The organism is Nocardiopsis flavescens (assembly GCF_900141985.1).
Taxonomy (GTDB): domain Bacteria; phylum Actinomycetota; class Actinomycetes; order Streptosporangiales; family Streptosporangiaceae; genus Nocardiopsis; species Nocardiopsis flavescens.
Genome location: NZ_FQZK01000001.1, coordinates 772562 through 789730 on the forward strand (window position 1 = coordinate 772562; position 17169 = coordinate 789730).

General features: G+C 75.2%; 17 protein-coding genes. 6 read left to right on the forward strand and 11 right to left on the reverse strand.

The annotated features are described in order from the left end of the window. The first annotated feature begins 417 nt into the window (after positions 1–417). The 4 genes from BUE45_RS03500 to BUE45_RS03515 all read left to right on the forward strand — a co-directional run bounded on the left by BUE45_RS03500 (position 418) and on the right by BUE45_RS03515 (position 2057). Positions 418–783 (forward strand): hypothetical protein, encoded by a 366-nt coding sequence (locus BUE45_RS03500; RefSeq protein ID WP_073374764.1) that lies wholly within the window; start codon positions 418–420, stop codon positions 781–783. Positions 784–984: 201 nt separating this feature from the next. Continuing rightward, entirely contained in the window at positions 985–1221 is a 237-nt protein-coding gene (locus tag BUE45_RS03505; RefSeq protein ID WP_073374773.1) for a hypothetical protein, read from the forward strand. A 168-nt stretch (positions 1222–1389) separates the two neighbouring features. Further along, on the forward strand, positions 1390–1827 hold the full coding sequence (locus tag BUE45_RS03510) for a hypothetical protein (RefSeq protein WP_073374774.1): 438 nt from the start codon (positions 1390–1392) through the stop codon (positions 1825–1827). Further along, positions 1824–2057 (forward strand): hypothetical protein, encoded by a 234-nt coding sequence (locus tag BUE45_RS03515; protein ID WP_073374778.1) that lies wholly within the window; start codon positions 1824–1826, stop codon positions 2055–2057. The genes BUE45_RS03510 and BUE45_RS03515 overlap by 4 nt, the downstream gene beginning before the upstream one ends. Before the next feature lie 775 nt (positions 2058–2832). Here the strand turns inward: BUE45_RS03515 and BUE45_RS03520 are convergent. From BUE45_RS03520 to BUE45_RS03535, 4 genes are all read right to left on the reverse strand, one after another. Further along, positions 2833–3246, reverse strand: coding sequence for a hypothetical protein (locus BUE45_RS03520; protein ID WP_073374780.1), 414 nt, complete (start codon positions 3244–3246; stop codon positions 2833–2835). A 551-nt stretch (positions 3247–3797) separates the two neighbouring features. Further along, positions 3798–4220: an arsenate reductase ArsC gene (locus BUE45_RS03525; RefSeq protein WP_073374782.1), complete on the reverse strand. Its 423-nt coding sequence runs from the start codon at positions 4218–4220 to the stop codon at positions 3798–3800. Beyond that, positions 4207–5289 carry an ACR3 family arsenite efflux transporter gene (arsB, locus tag BUE45_RS03530; protein ID WP_073374784.1) on the reverse strand — a complete coding sequence of 361 codons (1083 nt, stop codon included), beginning with the start codon at positions 5287–5289 and terminating at the stop codon, positions 4207–4209. Before arsB ends, BUE45_RS03525 begins: the two co-directional genes overlap by 14 nt. After that, positions 5286–5675, reverse strand: coding sequence for an ArsR/SmtB family transcription factor (locus tag BUE45_RS03535; protein WP_073374787.1), 390 nt, complete (start codon positions 5673–5675; stop codon positions 5286–5288). The genes arsB and BUE45_RS03535 overlap by 4 nt, the downstream gene beginning before the upstream one ends. 77 nt (positions 5676–5752) lie before the next feature. Here BUE45_RS03535 and BUE45_RS03540 point away from each other — a divergent pair, with 77 nt between their 5' ends. After that, a complete protein-coding gene (locus BUE45_RS03540; RefSeq protein WP_073374789.1) occupies positions 5753–6184 on the forward strand; it encodes an ArsI/CadI family heavy metal resistance metalloenzyme in 432 nt (143 codons plus the stop codon). A gap of 714 nt (positions 6185–6898) precedes the next feature. Here the strand turns inward: BUE45_RS03540 and BUE45_RS03545 are convergent. From BUE45_RS03545 to BUE45_RS03555, 3 genes are all read right to left on the reverse strand, one after another. Then, positions 6899–7981, reverse strand: a complete 1083-nt coding sequence (locus BUE45_RS03545; RefSeq protein WP_084736835.1) for an MBL fold metallo-hydrolase — start codon at positions 7979–7981, stop codon at positions 6899–6901. 61 nt (positions 7982–8042) lie between these two features. Next, positions 8043–9164, reverse strand: coding sequence for an NAD(P)-dependent alcohol dehydrogenase (locus BUE45_RS03550; RefSeq protein WP_073374791.1), 1122 nt, complete (start codon positions 9162–9164; stop codon positions 8043–8045). 479 nt (positions 9165–9643) lie between these two features. Further along, positions 9644–10063, reverse strand: a complete 420-nt coding sequence (locus BUE45_RS03555) for a winged helix-turn-helix transcriptional regulator (protein WP_073374793.1) — start codon at positions 10061–10063, stop codon at positions 9644–9646. Positions 10064–10150: 87 nt separating this feature from the next. Between BUE45_RS03555 and BUE45_RS03560 the strand changes: the two genes are divergently transcribed. Beyond that, positions 10151–12916: a helix-turn-helix transcriptional regulator gene (locus BUE45_RS03560; protein ID WP_073374795.1), complete on the forward strand. Its 2766-nt coding sequence runs from the start codon at positions 10151–10153 to the stop codon at positions 12914–12916. A gap of 196 nt (positions 12917–13112) precedes the next feature. Here the strand turns inward: BUE45_RS03560 and BUE45_RS03565 are convergent, their stop codons facing one another. The 4 genes from BUE45_RS03565 to BUE45_RS03580 form a co-directional block, all read right to left on the reverse strand. Then, on the reverse strand, positions 13113–13973 hold the full coding sequence (locus BUE45_RS03565) for a CPBP family intramembrane glutamic endopeptidase (protein WP_084736836.1): 861 nt from the start codon (positions 13971–13973) through the stop codon (positions 13113–13115). A 184-nt stretch (positions 13974–14157) separates the two neighbouring features. Next, the gene (locus BUE45_RS03570; RefSeq protein ID WP_073374796.1) at positions 14158–14835 is read right to left on the reverse strand and encodes a response regulator; all 678 of its coding nucleotides are present in this window, start codon (positions 14833–14835) and stop codon (positions 14158–14160) included. Then, complete coding sequence (locus tag BUE45_RS03575; protein ID WP_245832749.1) at positions 14832–16001, reverse strand: sensor histidine kinase; 1170 nt, start codon at positions 15999–16001, stop codon at positions 14832–14834. Before BUE45_RS03575 ends, BUE45_RS03570 begins: the two co-directional genes overlap by 4 nt. 96 nt (positions 16002–16097) lie before the next feature. Continuing rightward, positions 16098–17102, reverse strand: a complete 1005-nt coding sequence (locus BUE45_RS03580; RefSeq protein ID WP_073374803.1) for a MerR family transcriptional regulator — start codon at positions 17100–17102, stop codon at positions 16098–16100. Positions 17103–17169 lie beyond the last annotated feature (67 nt).

Here is a 17169-nt window from a genome sequence, read left to right on the forward strand (position 1 = left end):
CGTGCGGCGCGGGGCCGCTCGCCGCCCCGCACCGCCGCCCGCCACCGGGTCAGGTCTGGAAGGGAGGGGGATCGGTCCCCCGGAGGCGGTAGTCCGGCCGGGGCCTCTCCAACCGGATCGACTCCAGCACGGTGTAGGCGTGGTACTTGGTCTGAGTGGTGGCACCCGCCAGGCGCTCCCACCACAGCCGACCCTGGTAGCCCTGCGGCCGCCCTGGTCCCCGAAAGAGGGCCCGTGCCCAAGCCGAGAGTCACCGCCGACAAGCTCGCCCGCTCCTCGGAATGGGAGGCCGAACTTGCCCGCCAGGGCGTGCGGCCCGTGCCCAGCACCGGCCAGGACGCCGCCCGCTTGTGTGGAGCATCCCTAACGCCACGAGCCCGACCCCCGCTACACCGCACCCCGGGAGGGCGACCGACGATGACCCCCACGACCACGCAGACCGGCCCGGCCCGGGCGATCCACGACCACCCCGAGGTGCGCCGCGCCCACCAGACCCTGCACCGTGCCCGGCAGGGGCGCGCCGATGGACGCGTGCGCGAGGCACCGGCCAGGGTGGCCGCCGCGCTGCGTACCGACCCCACCCTGGCCCTGGAAGTGGACGGCCAGCGCACCGCCGACCTCATCGCCGAGCTGATCCGCCAGCTCAAGCCCCTCAGCCGCCAGGCCGGCCTGGCCCACACCCACGCCCGGCTGCCCGCCGACCCCTACCTGCCCGGGACCGACCGTCAGCACCAGATCAACCGGCTCGGCAAGGTCAACCCGGCCGCCATCGACCAGGAGTAAGAGGTCCTGGAACGGCTCCGGAGCCGGACGCTCGCGGTCGCCGGGCGGGAGCGCGCCGACTGGCAGGACCCCGGGCACCTGGCCCGCCAGGCGCTCACCAGCGAGGGAGACCTGGAGGAGATCGCCTGGGCGCTGCGCAGGTCGGACAGCGCCGCGGCCGCGCTGGCAGAGCAGATCCACCCCTGACCGAAGGAGGACCGAATGGACACCACGACGGCCCTGGCCCGGCGCGAGTACGCGCTGGAGCTCCTACAGGCCCGGGCGCTCCAAGACCGCATCACCGTGGAAACCGCTGACGGCCAGGTCGTGACCGGCCTGCTGCTCGACTACAGCGACCACCACCTGTGGCTGCACCGCCACGACGTCGAGGCCACGGACTCCAGCACGCCCTGGCAGGCCCCGCTGGGGCGGGTGGCGGCCCTCACCGGCACCACCTGACCCCGCACACCACCACCAAGCCCCTTGTCACGGCAGCCGGAGCGGAGGAGGACTGCTGCAGGATCCAGTGGCAGGCGCTCGTGTGGCCGCATGCGGCCTTCACACCGCCCCGGCCCCGAACCGGCTGTACCGTGACCGCGCCCGGCGCTCCTCTCTCGAAAGGTGTCCATGACCCACGAGACCGGCCCCGCCCACATCGACCGCCTGATCCGGCTCCTGATGATGCTGCCCACCCCCCAGAGCCCGCCCTACCGCATGTTCTGGGACCAGGTCGCCCAGGAGCACCACGTCGACCTGCACTACGTCCAGAGGAACATCGCCGGGCCCTTGCACCAGATCCTCCTGGGCCCGGGCCGGACACAGGCCGTCCCGCGCGCGAACCTGGCCCGGTACGGCCTGTACTTCTTCGCCGACCCCAGCGACGATCTCGTCGCGGCCATCGCCTCCCACGTCCACCCCGGCTTCCCCGGCACCGTGGCCGGGCGGCTATGGGTGCAGCAGCTGCGCACCGCGGCCTTCGAGGTGCTGGTGGAGAACCCGTCCGAGGAGCAGGTCGACCAGGCGTGCACGGACTGGATCCGCACGATCAAGACCGCCCACCGATGAGGGAAGAGGACGGCCAGATGAGCCACCGGCACGAGTACGACATGGCCCACCGGGCAGCGGAGAACCTGTCGCTGCAAGCGCAGGGCTACGCGGCCGACCAACCTGACGTGGCCTGCGCTCTGGCCGCGGCCGCCCAGGTGCACGCCACCCTCGCGTTGGCGGCCGCCACGATGGTGGCCGCCGAACAGAACCCGAAGCCGCCCACCACCCGGGCGCGCACCGATTCCTGACACCCGCCCTGACCGAGCAACCACGCCACGAAGCCCCGCTCCCCGGCGCCACCCGGGGACGGGGCTTTTCGCGTGTCAGGGGCCCGGCGGCCACTCGGTCAGCAGGTCCGAGCCCACCTGCTCCAGCAGGACCATCCGCCGCCGGAGGTCCTCGATGGACCCCAGCAGGGTCGGGTACAGGCGCGCCCAGCACGATGATCGCCAGCTCCGCCGGAAGGACGCCGGTCACCGCGGCCGTAGGCCGGCGGCGGGTCGGGGATCGGAGCACGAGCCGGCGGATGGCCGCGGTGCGGCCGTGGAAGAGCAAGCGGGCTCCGGGGCCCGCCGTGGTCGGGTTCGCCCGTCGGGCGGCGAAGATGCGAAGCAGCTCGGCGAACGGTTCGGGGAACGGGGTCGACGGGTCACCGAACCGGAGGCTGGGCCGCCCGTCCTGCTCGACCAGGTCGTCCAGGTCATCCAGGTCGTCCGGGGGCAGCCGACAGATCCGGCTGAAGGGTTGGGCGAACAACCACGCCGGCACCACGGGCACCCGGTCCAGCAGGCCCGGCTCCTCGTCCTCGTCAGCCGAGCGCGGCGGCTCCATCCGCCTGTCGAGACCGATGGGGGCGGGGTTCGCCGTGTCGCGGTGCGGGATCTTCGAACGCGGCATCAACCGCGTGGCCATGGCCCGGGGCGGGAACTTCCGGGCGGGACGGCGGGCGAGGAACGCCTCGGCACGGCCTCGCGGGGCGGGCGCGGGAAAACCCCCGCAACGGAGGTTGCGGGGGCGGTGTGGTCAGCGGTCGGCGTGGATGTCCTTCCGAACCAGGTAGACCAGGCTGCCCGTCGCGACCACGGACAGCACCAGGGCCCACCCCAGCCGGTTGACGGCCAGCGCCAAGCAGACTTCCTCGCTCAGATACGCCCCCTCGCCCCAGAGGAGCCCCCAGAGGAGCCCCCCGATGACCGGATAGCACCCGGGGGGTCTCACCTCGCTGCTGAGGAACACCAGGAGGAACGCAGGGTCCGTCACCAACAGCACCACGGCCAGGCCGTACCCCACCCAGACGACCCGCCGCGCCAGGCGATTCCCCTTGCGCGGAGCACCGGGCGGCCTCGCCTCGGCGTTGGTCCGATAGGCGGCGTACACCATGGCGCCGACGATCACGACGACGAAGGCGAGCAGGAAGAGGGAGGCGGTGAGGTCCACGGCAGGCCTTCACGGTTCGGGGATGAGGGGCGGCTCCCGGGCAGTGCGCAGAACCGACCGCGAGCGTACTGCAGAAAACAGGGTCCGGCCGACCGGGGTGGACATGGGGCCACTCACGAGGCACCTGCCCTGCTTCCGGGCGCCATGTCCGCGGTCAGCGGCGGGAGTCGTCCGGCCATCTCCAGCACGTGGGCGGCGGCGGAGGGCAGGCGGGGCAGGGAGCGGGGGTTCACGGGCTTTCCGTCGGCAACGGCGGGTGGGCCGTGGAAGGCCGACAGCGCCTCGCCGGGGTTCGACCGCCCCGAGGGCGACGCGAGCGGGCAGGTGGTGCGCCGCCCGCCTCAGCCACGCGGGCGGCACACGGCCGGGCACCGTGACGCGCCGGTAGAAGGGGGCGGTCCGGGCCGGCCCAGCCCGGCACCGAGCGCAGGGGCGCGCCGACCGGGTTCGGCGACCTCGCCTTCGCCTTCGAGGAGTCCATCCCCGCGCGCCGGCACACCGGCCCCCGCGCGACCCGCGGTTGCGCGGGGGCCTCGACGGTCGTGCCGCGGCTAAGCGCCGCCCGGGGCGGGTGCGAGCTCCTGCAAGAGCCCTTCGACGTGGGTGCGGATGCGGTCGCGGATGGGGCGCACCGCCTCCACGCCCTGTCCGGCGGGGTCGGGCAGGACCCAGTCCAGGTAGCGCTTGCCCGGGTAGAACGGGCAGGCGTCCCCGCACCCCATGGTCACCACCACGTCCGAGGCACGCACCGCGTCCGCGGTCAGGACCTTGGGGACGTTCGCGGCGATGTCGATGCCGACCTCGGCCATGGCCTCCACGACCGCGGGGTTGACCGCGTCGGCCGGCGCGGACCCGGCCGAGCGCACCCGCACCCGCCCCACGCCCAGGTGCTGCAGGAACGCGGCGGCCATCTGGGAGCGTCCGGCGTTGTGCACGCACACGAACAGCACCTGCGGGATCTCAGTGCCGGGCACGGCGGGTCCTCTCGTCGGGGAAGAAGCGGCGGGCGGCCAGGGCCACGTGCACCAGGCCGATCAGGACGGGCACCTCGATGAGCGGGCCCACCACCCCGGCCAGGGCCTGGCCGGAGGCGGCGCCGAAGGAGGCGATGGCCACGGCGATGGCGAGCTCGAAGTTGTTGCCCGCCGCGGTGAAGGCCAGCGTGACCGCCCGGGGATAGCCCAACCCCAGCAGGCGGCCCAACAGCAGGGTCCCGGCCCACATGAGCACGAAGTAGACCAGCAGCGGCACGGCGATGCGCACCACGTCCCAGGGGCGGGCGGTGATCGCCTCCCCCTGGAGGGCGAACAGCGCCACGATGGTGAACAGCAGCCCGTACAGGCCCCACGGGCCCAGCTTCGGCAGCAGTCGGGTCTCGTACCAGTCCCGTCCGCGGGCCCGCTCGCCCAGGCGGCGGGTCAGGTACCCGGCCAGCAGCGGCACCCCGAGAAAGACCAGGACCGAGACGGAGATGTCGGTGAAGGAGACCTCCAGCGCCGCCTGCTCCCAGCCCAGCCACCCGGGCAGGCCCACCAGGTAGAACCAGCCCAGCGCGCCGAAGGCCACCACCTGGAACACCGAGTTCAGCGCGACCAGCACGGCGGCGGCCTCGCGGTCCCCGCAGGCCAGGTCGTTCCAGACGATGACCATCGCGATGCAGCGGGCCAGGCCGACGATGATCAGCCCGGTGCGGTACTCGGGCAGGTCTGCCAGGAACAGCCAGGCCAGCGCGAACATCACCGCCGGACCGGCGATCCAGTTCACCGCCAGCGAGGCGATGAGCAGCCGCCGGTCGCCGGTGACGGCGCCCAGGCGGTCGTAGCGGACCCTGGCCAGCGGCGGGTACATCATCACGAGCAGCCCGGCGGCGATGGGCAGGGACACCCCGGCCACGCCCAGTCCGGCCAGGGCCTGGCCCAGGCCGGGCACGAGCCGTCCCAGGGCCAGGCCGGCGGCCATGGCGGCCAGGATCCACACGGTCAGGTAGCGGTCCAGGACCGGCAGGCGCGGGGCGCCGGTGGCGGGCCGAACGCGGGTGGTCACGTTCGGGCCGCCGGCGCGGTGCGGCGGGTGAGGACCGCGGCCAGGCGGTCGGTGGCGGCGGGCAGCAGCCGGTAGTACACCCAGGTGCCGCGCCGCTCGGCGGCGATGAGGCCGGCCTCGCGCAGGAGTTTGAGGTGGTGGGAGATGGTGGGCTGGGCCAGGTCGAAGGCCGGGGTCAGGTCGCAGACGCACACCTCGCCGCCCGCCTGGGAGGCGATCATCGACAGCAGCCGCAGGCGCACGGGGTCGCCCAGGGCCTTGAAGACCCGGGCGAGTTCGACGGCCTCCTCCTGGTCGAGCGGGGTGGTGAGCAGGGTCGGGCAGCAGCCCGAGGCCGTGTCGGGGGCCGCCGTGGCGGCGCCGCCCGCCCTCTGTTGATTCGACATGCGTCTATATTGACAAACCTCGAAACAGGGCGCAACCTTGCATCGACATACTTCGATCCAACCTCTCGGAGGCCCCCGTGTCCCGTGTCCAGCTCGCCCTCAACGTCGCCGACCTCGAAGCCTCGGTCGCCTTCTACTCCACGCTCTTCGGCACAGAGCCCGCCAAGCGGCGGCCGGGCTACGCCAACTTCGCGATCGCCGAGCCCCCGCTCAAGCTCGTCCTCATCGAGGGCGAGCCGGGCCAGGAGACCCGGCTGGACCACCTGGGGGTGGAGGTGGAGGACACCGGCAGGGTCGAGGCCGCCGCCGACCGCCTCAAGGAGGCCGGGCTGGCCACGTTCGAGGAGAACGACACCTCCTGCTGCTACGCGGTGCAGGACAAGGTGTGGGTCCACGGTCCGGGCCGGGAGCCGTGGGAGGTGTACGTGGTCAAGGCCGACAGCGACCGGCGCGGCAGGACCGGGGACGCGCCGGCGCCCGCCCGGGCCGGAGGTTGCTGCGGCAGCTGAGCCCTGACGGTTCCGGCCCCGCCGCAGCGTGCAGGCGCGGGCCGGAACCGACCCCGCCATCCGGAAGGCCTCTACTTCTGGAAACCCTCGTTTCCAGAAGTAGAAGCGCCCTCGGAAGGGGGCCCGGGCTTAGCGCTGAATCCTGTTCCGATGTTCCCCAGCCCTCGTCTCCCGGGCCAAGGCCGCCCTGAACGCCGGGGCCTCGCCGGGCGAGGTCGCCGCCGACTACGACGCGGACCGCTCCACCCTGTACCGGCGGGTGGAACAGCTCCGCCGGGAGGAGCGGTAGCTGAGGTGCCGGAGCTGCGAGGCCCTCATCGACTCCCCATCCGTCTTCCACGGCCGCACCGCGGCCATCCGCCGGCTCGTGCTCCAGGCCCCGGCACCGGTCATCGCCCGGATGCCCGGCCACCACCCCGAACACATCACCGCGTCGGCCGCCGAGGCGGGAAGCCCGTGGTCTCACTACAACCCCGACGACCACGCAGAATGACCACACGGGGCGGCCAGAGGCGAATACCGACTACTCGATCACCGGCCTCCACCAGAACCGCCCCCGGGGTGCGGCGGAAACGCCTGGGCACCGTGCGGCCCTGCGGCGGCGGGCCGGGAACCTGCCCCGACGGAAAGGCCGGGGCACGGTGCGGACCCCGCCGCAGGGAGCCGGGCGGCGGGCGGGGCGCACCCCGCCCGCCGCCCGCCGCCCGCTCCCGGTCAGGTCTGGAAGGGAGGGGGGTCGGTCCCCCGCAGGCGGTAGTCCGGCCGGGCCCGCTCCAACCGGATCGACTCCAGCACGGTGTAGGCGTGGTACTTGGTCTGGGTGGTGGCACCCGCCAGGCGCTCCCACCACAGCCGGCCGTCGCCGGTCCTCTTCTCCAGGACATGCCTGGTGGCGTGGTTGGCCATGGAGTTGATCCAGTTCTCCGTCCCGACGAAGACCCGGTCCGGGCCGGTGGCGGCGAGGATGTCGACCAGCGCGTCGGAGCGGCTGAACCGCTCGACCGCCGCGGTGGCCCCTTCGAGCACGTCCGCGAAGTACTCCACGCACTCCTTCACCTGCTCGTAGGTGCCGTAGTGCATGTGGTGGCCGCCGACGAAGAAGTCGAAGTCGTAGCCGAGGATCTGGGAGTGCGCCTCGTACCATCCGGAGATGTTCTGCGAGGCGTCGCAGTGCATGAACGTGACGGAGCCCGGGCTGAGGATGTCCACGGCGGTGAGCACCCGCTGCTGCGGGGCGTGGATGAAGATGTTCCCCGGGCAGTGGTTCTCGCCCTTGTAGGACAGGTGCAGCTCCACGCCGCCCACGGTGAGGACGTGGTCGTCCTCGAACGTCAGGGTCGGAAGCGGGCGCTTGGGGTCGGGGAACCGCTCCAGGAGTTCCCGGGTGATGCGGTGGGCGACGATCTCGACGTCGGGGCCGTACACGGAGGCGGCGCCGATGTGGTCGGCGTGCCAGTGGCTGTAGATCACATGGGTGACCGGCTGTTCGGTGACCTCTTCGATCGCCGCCAGCATGTTCTCGCCCAGGGTCGGCGGCGCGTCGATGGCGACCACGCCCTCGCCGGTCACCACGAACGCGGCGTCGTAGCCGGCGCTGGTGACCCAGTAGAAGCCGCCGCGCAGCTCCTCCACGTGGTAGCCGTACTTCTGGAAGCGCTCACTGCCCAGGTACGCGGGGTAGTAGCCCTCGGGGTCCGGGGGGTCGTCGGCACCGACCCGGGGGAACCCGTAGTGGTCGATTCCGTAGAAGCCCGGAGTGCTGTCGACCGTGATGGGTCTCTGTTCGCTGGGGCACATCGAGGAGATGCCTTTCTCGTTCTTGGGGGACGTGGGGTGTCGGGCACGGAGCGCGGGCGGGCTACCGCGGCGGCGCGAACCGCAGGACCGCCTTGGTGGCGCGGCCGGCCCCCGCGTCGTCGAACGCGGCGCCGATGTCGGCGAAGTCGTAGAAGGTCAGCAGCCGGTCGATCGGGAACCGCCCCGCCCGGTAGAGCTCGGCCAGCTCGTTGACCAGCAGCGGCGAGACGGCGTCGCCCTGGATGATGCCGTGCAGCGAGCGGCCCATCGCGAGCCGGCCCGCGTCGACCACCGCGCCCGCCCCCTCCTGGAACGCCACGAAGCCGAAGCACCCCCGGGAGGCCAGCGCGCCGATCCCGGCGTCGAGGTTCCCGGGCCGGCCGCTGGTGTCCAGCACGTACTCCAGTCCGCGCCCGGCGATCGCGCGGAGCGCGAGCGCCGGGTCGTCGACCTCCGAGGGGTCGACAGTGTGGGTCGCCCCCAGCTCCCGGGCGAGTTCGAGCCGGGCGGGATCGACGTCGACGGCCACGATGGTGGCCGCACCCGCGACGCGGGCGGCCATGACCGCCGCCATGCCCACGGCGCCCACCCCGAACACGGCCAGGGACGCGCCCACCGGGACGGCGAGGGACGTGAGCACGGCCCCGGCACCCGTCTGGAAGCCGCAGCCCAGGGGGGCCAGGACCTCCAGGGGCAGGTCGCTCGGCACCTTGACGGTGTTGCGCCGGTGGGCCAGGGCGTGGGTGGCGAAGGAGGACTGCCCGAAGAAGTGTCCGCGGGGGCCGGCGCCGGGGCCGCCGGGGGCGCGCAGCCCGTTGGAACCGTCCAGGCGGGCCCCCGCGAAGTTGGCCGCCCACACGTCGTCGCAGTAGGCCGCGTGCCCGGACAGGCAGGGCCCGCACCTTCCGCACGAGTGGTAGGAGAGCACGACGTGGTCGCCGGGCGCGACGGTGGTGACGGCGCCGCCCACGCGTTCGACGACCCCCGCGCCCTCGTGTCCCAGCACCGCGGGCAGCGGCGTCGCCATCCGCTGGGAGCGGACGTGGGCGTCGGTCGCGCATATCCCGGTCGCGACCATGCGGACGAGGACCTCGTCGGGCCGGGGCTCCTCGATCTCGATGTCGCGGAACTCGAACGGCCCGTCCTGCTTCTCGATCACGGCGGCCCGCGCGGTTGTGGTCATACGGATGCGCCCTCTCACGGGGAGCCGTCGGCACCGAGGCGGCCGAGGACGGCGTTCACCGACGGCTCCCGGAATCGGTGTGGTGCGGGCCGCGGGGGCCCTTGAGCGGAACCGAACCTACGGCAGCCGTCCGGGGCGGCGGATCGGTCGCCGTATCGGTCACGGGAGGCGCACCGCCGACACGCTGCCGCGATCCGGGCGGCCGGGGCGGGGGCGGGAACACGACCGGTCACCGGGCGGCGGTGGCGGCTCCGGGACGTGTCAGGGGCCCCTGCGGGAATCCGGCCGACAGACCCCACCGCAGGGGCACACTGCCGGACCGCGCCGAAAGGGCAGTGGCCGACACCGGATCCGGGCGGTCCGGTGCCGGCTCGGGAACGCCGGTCACCGGTCACCGGCCGCCGGGCAGGCGGCGGACCGCCGGGCACGCCCCGCGGGCGGCTCCGCCGCCGGTTCCGGGACCGGCGGCGGGCGCGGGCTCATCTGTCGTCGGCCGCGGTCCGCCGCCCGGCGTCGTTCTCGACGCTCCACTCGATGAGCGGGTGCAGGACGCGCATGAGTCCGGCGCCGCGCTCGGTGGGCCGGTACAGGATCTGCACCGGCGTGGTCGGCACGACCGTCCGGTCGATGAGCCCCCGGGATTGCAGTTCGCGCAGGCGCTGGGACAGCAGCTGGTTCGAGATCCCGGGGATGCGCGCCCGGTACTCGACGAACCTGCGGGCACCGCGCATGGAGGCCAGGAGCACCGAGGCGGTCCACTTCCCGCCCACGACCTCCACCGCGCGCTGGAAGCTGCGGCACACGGAGTCGTCGATGTGCTCGAAGTCCTCGTCCGCACCGCCCGGAGCGGCCGGAGGGACCGGGGCGGTGCGTTCGTCGTCCGGGCGGGGATCGGCCATACGGCCAGGATAACGGAGCCGGTCAGGATCACTGACCGGGTCATGTCGGCTTTGGCCGCGCCGCGGGCCGTTGGGCACTCTGGGGCCATGCACCCATCGCCTTTGGACACGCACGGCGCCGGCGGGGCGGAGCCGGTCGGCCGCCGGGAGGAGACGGCGGTCCTCGACGGGCTCCTCGCGGGGGCCCGCGGCGGCCGGGGCGGCGCCCTCGCCCTGTGGGGCGAGCCGGGGATCGGCAAGTCCGCCCTGCTGCGCCGCGCCCACGACCGGGCGGCGGACTTCACCCGGCTCCCCCACCGGGCCGCGCGGTCGGAGTCGGACCTGCCCTTCGCCGGGCTGCACGGACTGCTGCGGCCGGTGGCCGACCGGATCGCCTCGCTGCCGGCGGACCGCGGTGCGGCGTGGGCCGCCGCCCTCGCCTCGGGTGCGGTGCCGCGGGACCGGCTGTCGGCGGGTGCGGCCGTATTGTCGCTGCTCTGCGTGCTCGCCGAGGAACGGCCCGTCCTCGTCCTGGTGGACGACGCGCAGTGGCTCGACGGGGCCACCGCGCGGTGCCTGGGCATCGTCGCCCGCCGTGCGGCGGCTCACCCCCTGGCGGTCGTGCTGGCCGACCACGGCGACCCCGCCGCCCGGCCGTGGGAGGGCGTCCCCGACCTGCGGGTCGGGGGGCTGGACCCGGAGAGCGCGCGGGCCCTGCACGCCGCGGTCGCCCCGCACGCCGACGAGGCGGCGGTGCTGGCCGCGGTCGACGGGGCGGGCGGCAACCCACTGGCGCTGCTGGAGGCGGCAGGGGCGGATCGCGGCCCCGGTGGCACCGGGCCGCTCACCGGGCCGGGGCTCCCGCCCGTCGGACCGCGCACGCGTCGCGCCTTCCGGGCCGCACTCGACGCGGTGAGCCCTCCGGCCCGGCTGCTCACCGTGCTCGCGGCGGCCGAGGACCACGGTGACCTGCTCGCGGTGGAGCGGGCGGGCCGCGCCCGGGGGATCGACGACACCGCCTGGGACGAGGCGGCGTCCGCGGGCCTGCTGCGCGTGGCGGGCGACCGCGTGGGCTTTCGGCACCCCCTCGTGCGCCGGGCCGTCCGCGCGTGCTGTGACGCCGCGACCAGGCGCCGGGCGCACCGCGCCCTGGCCGCCGCGCTGCCGGAGGAGTCGGACGAGCACGCCTGGCACCTCGCCGCCGCGGCCCGCGACCGCGACGAGAACGTCGCGGGGCTGCTCGAACGGGCCGCCGCCCGCTCCCGGCTGCGCGGGGCCCCGGCGGCCGAGGCACGGGCGCTGCGCAGGTCCGCCGAACTCTCGCCCGCGCCGGTGGACGCCTCCCGGCGGCTCGCCGGGGCGGCGCGGGCCGCCTGGGACGCCGGGGACGCGGCCGCCGCGGAGCGCCTGCTCGACGACGCGGAGCGGCTGTCGCCGGGTGTCCACACCACGCGCGGCAGCAGGGGCCTGCGGGGCGTCATCGAGCACTCCCGCGGCGCCCCCGACCTGGCGCACCACTACCTGGCCGCCGACATGGAACTGGTCGCGGAACCGGGTACGGCGCTGGAGCTGGGAACGGCGGCCCTGAGCGCCGGCTGGGCGGCCGGACGCGGCGACCTCGCGGCCAGGACGCTGGCGTCACTGCTGGAACTGGACGTCGAGGAGCGGTCCGACCTGCCCCTCCTCCTGACCTGGTGGGAGGACGGTCCGGCCACCGGTGCCGCGCCGGCCGGAGCGGCCGGGTTCACCGACTCCGTCGCCCGGGCGCGCAGGACGGCGCCGCGGCTGCTCCCGCCGTCGCCCCTGGCCGTCGTCTGGGGCATCGACGCCGCAGTGGGGGACGCGCTGCGCCGCCGGGTGCCGCACCTGCGGCGGCGTTCGGAGCCGGCCCGGCTCGCCGACGCCCTGGCGCACACATCGACGCTCGACGGCTTCGCCGGCCGCTGGACCCGGGCCGAGTCCGCGGCCGTGGAAGGGCTCCGGCTGGCGGAGGAAGTGGGTGCCGACCAGATCGCCGCCCACTGCCGCAACTGCCTGGGCTGGCTCGCCGCCGTGCGCGGTGACGCCCACCGCGCGGCCGAGGCGGCCGGCCGCGTGCTGGACACCGCCCTGCCGGAGGGCAGCCGCGCGGTGAGCGCGGCGGCCTCCTGGATCGCCGGCATGGCGAACCTGTTCCAGGAGCGCCCCCGGGAGGCCCTGGACACCCTGCTGCACCTGACCGAGCCGGGAAACGGTGCGGCGCACCCGACCTTCGCGCTGCTGGCCGCACTCGACACCGCCGAGGCCGCCGTGCGTGTAGGGCGGCCCGAGGCCGCCGGGGAGCAGGTGGAACTGCTGCGCGGCTGGGCGCGGCGCACCGGAGCGCCCTGGGCGCGCACCGCGGCCCGCGCCGCCGAGGCGCTGCTGGGCGGGTCCCGCGCCGAGGACTCCTTCCGGGCCGCGCTGGAGGTTCCGGGTGCGCGATCGCAGCCGCTCCTGTACGGCCGCGCCCGGCTCCTCTACGGCGAGTGGCTGCGGCGGGAGCGGAGGCGGACCGACGCCCGCCTCCACCTCGGGGGCGCGCTGGAGGTGTTCGACCGGCTGGGGGCGGAGTCGCTGGGCCGGCGCGCGCGGCGGGAACGGGACCTCACCGGCCCGCCGGGCCGCAGCGGAGGCCGCGGAGATCGCGACGGCGCGGCGGGCGTCCGCCTCACCCCCCAGGAACAGCGGATCGCCCGGCTGGCGGCCGAACGGCTGACGAACCGGGAGATCGCCGCGGAGCTGCGGATCAGCCACCGCACCGTGGGCCACCACCTCGGCAACGTGTTCGCCAAGCTGGGGATCACCGCACGTTCCGAGCTGGAGCGCGCCCGCGGCGGTCCGGGACCGGGGTGAGCCGGGCCGAGGACCGGCGTCCCGGGAGCGGGCGCACCGGGCGCGAGGGCCCACCGGGACCGCCGGCCCGGACCCGGACACCGACCGGGTTCGGGCCCGGCGGAGACACCGGGGCGCGGGAACAGACGCACAAGGCACGAGGGCCCACCGGGACGGCCGGCCCGGACCCGGACACCGGCACCCGGCCGCGCCGGGCTCAGGTCCGGCGGGAGCGCCGGGGCACGATGTGGCCGCGGCGGTGGGCCAGGCGCAGCAGGTACACGGTGGCCGCGCCGCACAGCAGCACGGCGATGACGCTGCCCTCGGGGCCGAACGCTCCGCCGCTGAGCGCCGTGGGGCCGCTCGTCGCGCCGGTGAGCAGACCGGCGAAGGCGTCCTCGCTGCCGGAGACGGCGGTGCCGAAGATCCCGGCCTGCGCCGTGTTCCAGCCCAGGTGCAGGCCGATCGGCAGCCACAGGGAGCGGGTGGCGACGTAGGCGGCGCCGAGCAGCAGGCCGGCCTCCAGGGAGATGGCCAGCGCGCCCCACAGGGTGGCGTTGGGGTTGACCAGGTGCAGCGCGCCGAAGACCGCGGAGCTGAGGGCGAGGGCGGCCCAGGTCCCGGCGGCCTCCTCCACCACCCGCAAGAGCACCCCGCGCAACAGCAGCTCCTCCGCGACCGCGACCGCGCACATCAGTCCGCACACGGCGAGGAACGCCTCGAAGGATCCCCAGCCGGTGACCCGGTAGCCCCCCAGGACGGCGATGGCGGCGATGGTCGCGGCGAACAGGCCCACGCCGACCGCCGTCCCCCACCCGAGGCCGCGGGCCGCGCCCTCGCGGGAGAGCTCCCGCGGCTCCCGGGCCTCGATCCGGCGGACCGCGGCCCGGTAGGCCCACAGGCCCAGGGCCGCCGCCGCGACGCCCACGGGCAGGGCCCACACCGACGTGCCCACCGCGTTCGTCACTCCGGGCAGGAGCGCGGCCAGGGCGGTGAACAGCAGCAGGAGCAGGACCGCGCGCGGGACCGCGCGCCGGGGCCTGCGGGGGGTGGACGCGGGTGCGGCGTCGTGGGGCATGGGAGGACCGTTTCCAGGGATGCGGGGCAGGGGGTCGCTTCGACCGGTTCCCAGGCTAGGAAGGGGGCCCTGCCGGCCGCATCACCCGCGCGAGCGCACTCCGGTGGCTCTCCGGGGGGACCCGGGCCGCCCCGCGCACCGTCCCGGACCCGGCCGGGCCGCGCCCGCCGTCCGAGTCCGGACCTCAGCCCTGCCGCACCAGCCCCGAGCGGTAGGCGAACACGACGGCCTGGACCCGGTCGCGCAGGCCGAGCTTGGCGAGGATCCGCGACACGTGGGTCTTGACGGTCTCGTGCGCGACCGTCATCCGCTCGGCGATCTCCCCGTTGGACAGCCCCTCCGCCATGAGGAGCAGTACCTCGCGCTCGCGCCCGGTCAGCGGTTCGGCGGGAACGGCGGCGGGCGCGGGGTCGGCGGGGCGGATGCGCAGGGCGTACTCGCCGATGAGCCGCCGGGTCACCGCCGGCGCCAGCAGGGCCTCCCCGCGGGCGACCGTGCGCACGCCCGCGATCAGCTCGTCGATCGGCGCGTCCTTGAGCAGGAACCCGCTGGCGCCCGCCCGCAGCGCGTCGTAGACGTACTCGTCCAGGTTGAAGGTGGTCACGATCAGGACCCGCACCGGGTGGGGGTCGGGCGGCTCCATCAGACTCGCGGTCACCTCGATGCCGTTCAGGCGGGGCATGTGGATGTCCACCACCGCGACGTCGGGCCGCAGGTCCCCGATGAGGCGCAGCGCCCGGACGCCGTCGCCGGCCTGTCCCACCACGACCATGTCCGGCTGGGCGTCGAGCACCGCGGCGTACCCGGCGCGCACCGACTCATCGTCCTCGCAGACCACGACGCGGACGGGCGAGCCGTTCACCGCTCCCCCCGGGGGATGCTGGTGCGCACGGCGAAGCCGCCGTCGCCGGTGGGGCCCGCGTGCAGCTCCCCGCCGAGGGCGCCGACCCTGTCCCGCAGGCCGGCCAGGCCGCGACCGCCGCCGGGGAGGGGCGCCGCGGGCGAGGGAGGCAGGGCCGTGCCGCCACCGCTGGTGATCCGGGCGCCGACCGCCGCGTCCCCGTGGTCGATGCGGACGGTGACGTGACCGCCGGGCGCGTGCTTGAGCGCGTTGGTGACGGCCTCCTGCACGACGCGGTACAGGACCTCCTCCGCCTGGGGCCGCATCGGCCGGGGCTCGCCGTCCTGGACCAGGTCCACGCTCTGCCCGGCGGCACGGGAGCGCTCGACGAGGTCGGCGAGCCCGCCGGGGGCGGGACCCGGAGAGCCCTCGCGCGGGTCCAGGACGCCGAGCAGGCGGCGCAGGTCGTCCAGGGCGCGCCGGCCGGTCTCCCCGATGCCGGTCAGGGTGTCGCCCGTCCGGTCGGAGGGCTCCAGCAGGTACGCCGCCGTGTCGGCCCGGACCACCATGGAGGTGACGTGGTGGGTGACGACGTCGTGCAGGTCGCGGGCGATGCGGGCGCGCTCGGCCGCGGCGGCGTCGGCCGCGGTGCGGCGGCGGCGCTCCTCCGACTCCAGGGCCCGGGTGCGCACCCACCCGCCGAGGGCGCAGCACCCGGCCAGGACGAGGCCGAAGGACACGTAGTCGGCCGCGGTGGCGGGCGAGCCCGCCAGGTGCAGGCAGGCGCAGACGAGCGCGTAGGCGGCGACCGCCACAGCCGCCACCGGTGCGGGGCGGCGCGGCGGGTGCGCGCCGGCGGTGTACAGGGCCACGACCAGCGCGAGGGAGGCGAAGGCGGTGGGGTACCGCAGCAGCTGGAAGGCGGTGAACGCGGCGGCGACCACGGCCAGGCAGGTGAGGGGGAACCGGCGGCGCAGGACCAGGGGCGCGGCCTGGGCGGCGATGAGGGCCAGGCCCAAGGCGTCCAGGGGGCGGTCGTCCGGCAGTTCCGCCAGGTCGACGCCCTGGTGGGCGATGCCGGGGACGAAGGACAGGGCGACGAGGGCCGCGGGGAGCAGGACGTCGACGGCCCCCGGTCTTCGCACGGGGCGGAGCAGGCGCTCCGGCCACGCCGTTGTCTCGAACACCCGAGCAGACTATCCCTCGCCGCGGTGGGGGCGGACCGGGTGCGGTGCCCCGCCCGCCCCTTCTCCCCCGCCCGCCCGCCCCGGAACGGACTCCGCTCAGTCCCGGGGGACGGACGCGCGCAGGGCCGCGATGATCCACGGCCAGGGCACCGGGTCCTCCTCCCCACCGCCGGGCGGGGTCCCGTTGATCACCGCCACCAGTTCCATGTACCTGCCGTGCGTACCGTCGAACCGCGGGTCCTCCGGCTCGCCCTCCTCCTCCGTGATCCGGACGATCTCGGCGAAGTACGAGGCCAGCTTGTCCCGGTGGGCGGGGGTCGACGTTTCCTCGCCCAGCGCGGCGCCGGCCGCGGCCAGGCGGACGACCGCCTCCTGGGCGTTCGGGGAGTCCGGGGGCTCGCCGGCGCGGTGGACGGCGAGGATGCGCTCCATGAGCGGCACACCCGTCTCGTAGATGAACTCCTGCACCGGTGAGGCGGCCATGACCGCGCCCGGCCCGGCCGAGTAGGTGTCCAGGAGGTAGGTGCGGACCGCGTCGCGGAACTCCCCGTCCCGGATCAGGTCGGCCAGTTCGATCCAGGCTTCGAGCTGGGCGGCGGTGGGGTCCTGCGGCAGCCGGGGGCGCAGCAGCCGCAGCCGCTCGACGAACCCGGAGGGGACGTCGAGGTCCGCGCCGACCTCGTTCCAGAAGTCGTCGACGAGGTGTTCGCGCTCCTCGTCGGACATCGAGACGAGCTTGTGCAGGAGCGCCGCCTGGGCCGCGCTCCCCTGCTGCCGGACCAGGGTCCGCAGCACGGCCCGTTTCGCGCGCAGGACGCGCTCCTGGCGTTCGACGATCTCCAGGTGGGTGGCGAGGAGGTCGTGCAGCGTCGTCTCACCGTCGAGCACCCGGCGGATGTCCTCCAGGCCCGCGTCCAGCTCGCGCAGGGTCCGGACCAGCTCCAGCCGCGCGATGGCGTGGATGTCGTAGAGCCGGTAGCCGGCCTCGGTCAGGCCGGTGGGGGCGATGACCCCGGCGTCGGAGTAGAACCGGACGGCGCTCACGCTCAGGCCGGACCGGCGCGCGGCGTCCCCGATGGGGTACAGCTCGTTGTCGTGCATACCGCCACTATCGGGTCTCAAGCCGCTTGAGACTCAACCCCTGCCGGGCACCGCCCGTGCGGGGCCG

Coding starts and splice junctions, on each gene's coding strand:
- BUE45_RS03565 (WP_084736836.1), bottom strand. CDS start 13,973: ATGCCCCACGACGCCGCACCCGCGTCCACCCCCCGCAGGCCCCGGCGC.
- BUE45_RS03510 (WP_073374774.1), top strand. CDS start 1,390: ATGACCCACGAGACCGGCCCCGCCCACATCGACCGCCTGATCCGGCTC.
- BUE45_RS03515 (WP_073374778.1), top strand. CDS start 1,824: ATGAGGGAAGAGGACGGCCAGATGAGCCACCGGCACGAGTACGACATG.
- BUE45_RS03580 (WP_073374803.1), bottom strand. CDS start 17,102: ATGCACGACAACGAGCTGTACCCCATCGGGGACGCCGCGCGCCGGTCC.
- BUE45_RS03545 (WP_084736835.1), bottom strand. CDS start 7,981: ATGTGCCCCAGCGAACAGAGACCCATCACGGTCGACAGCACTCCGGGC.
- BUE45_RS03550 (WP_073374791.1), bottom strand. CDS start 9,164: ATGACCACAACCGCGCGGGCCGCCGTGATCGAGAAGCAGGACGGGCCG.
- BUE45_RS03505 (WP_073374773.1), top strand. CDS start 985: ATGGACACCACGACGGCCCTGGCCCGGCGCGAGTACGCGCTGGAGCTC.
- BUE45_RS03535 (WP_073374787.1), bottom strand. CDS start 5,675: ATGTCGAATCAACAGAGGGCGGGCGGCGCCGCCACGGCGGCCCCCGAC.
- BUE45_RS03500 (WP_073374764.1), top strand. CDS start 418: ATGACCCCCACGACCACGCAGACCGGCCCGGCCCGGGCGATCCACGAC.
- BUE45_RS03555 (WP_073374793.1), bottom strand. CDS start 10,063: ATGGCCGATCCCCGCCCGGACGACGAACGCACCGCCCCGGTCCCTCCG.
- BUE45_RS03560 (WP_073374795.1), top strand. CDS start 10,151: ATGCACCCATCGCCTTTGGACACGCACGGCGCCGGCGGGGCGGAGCCG.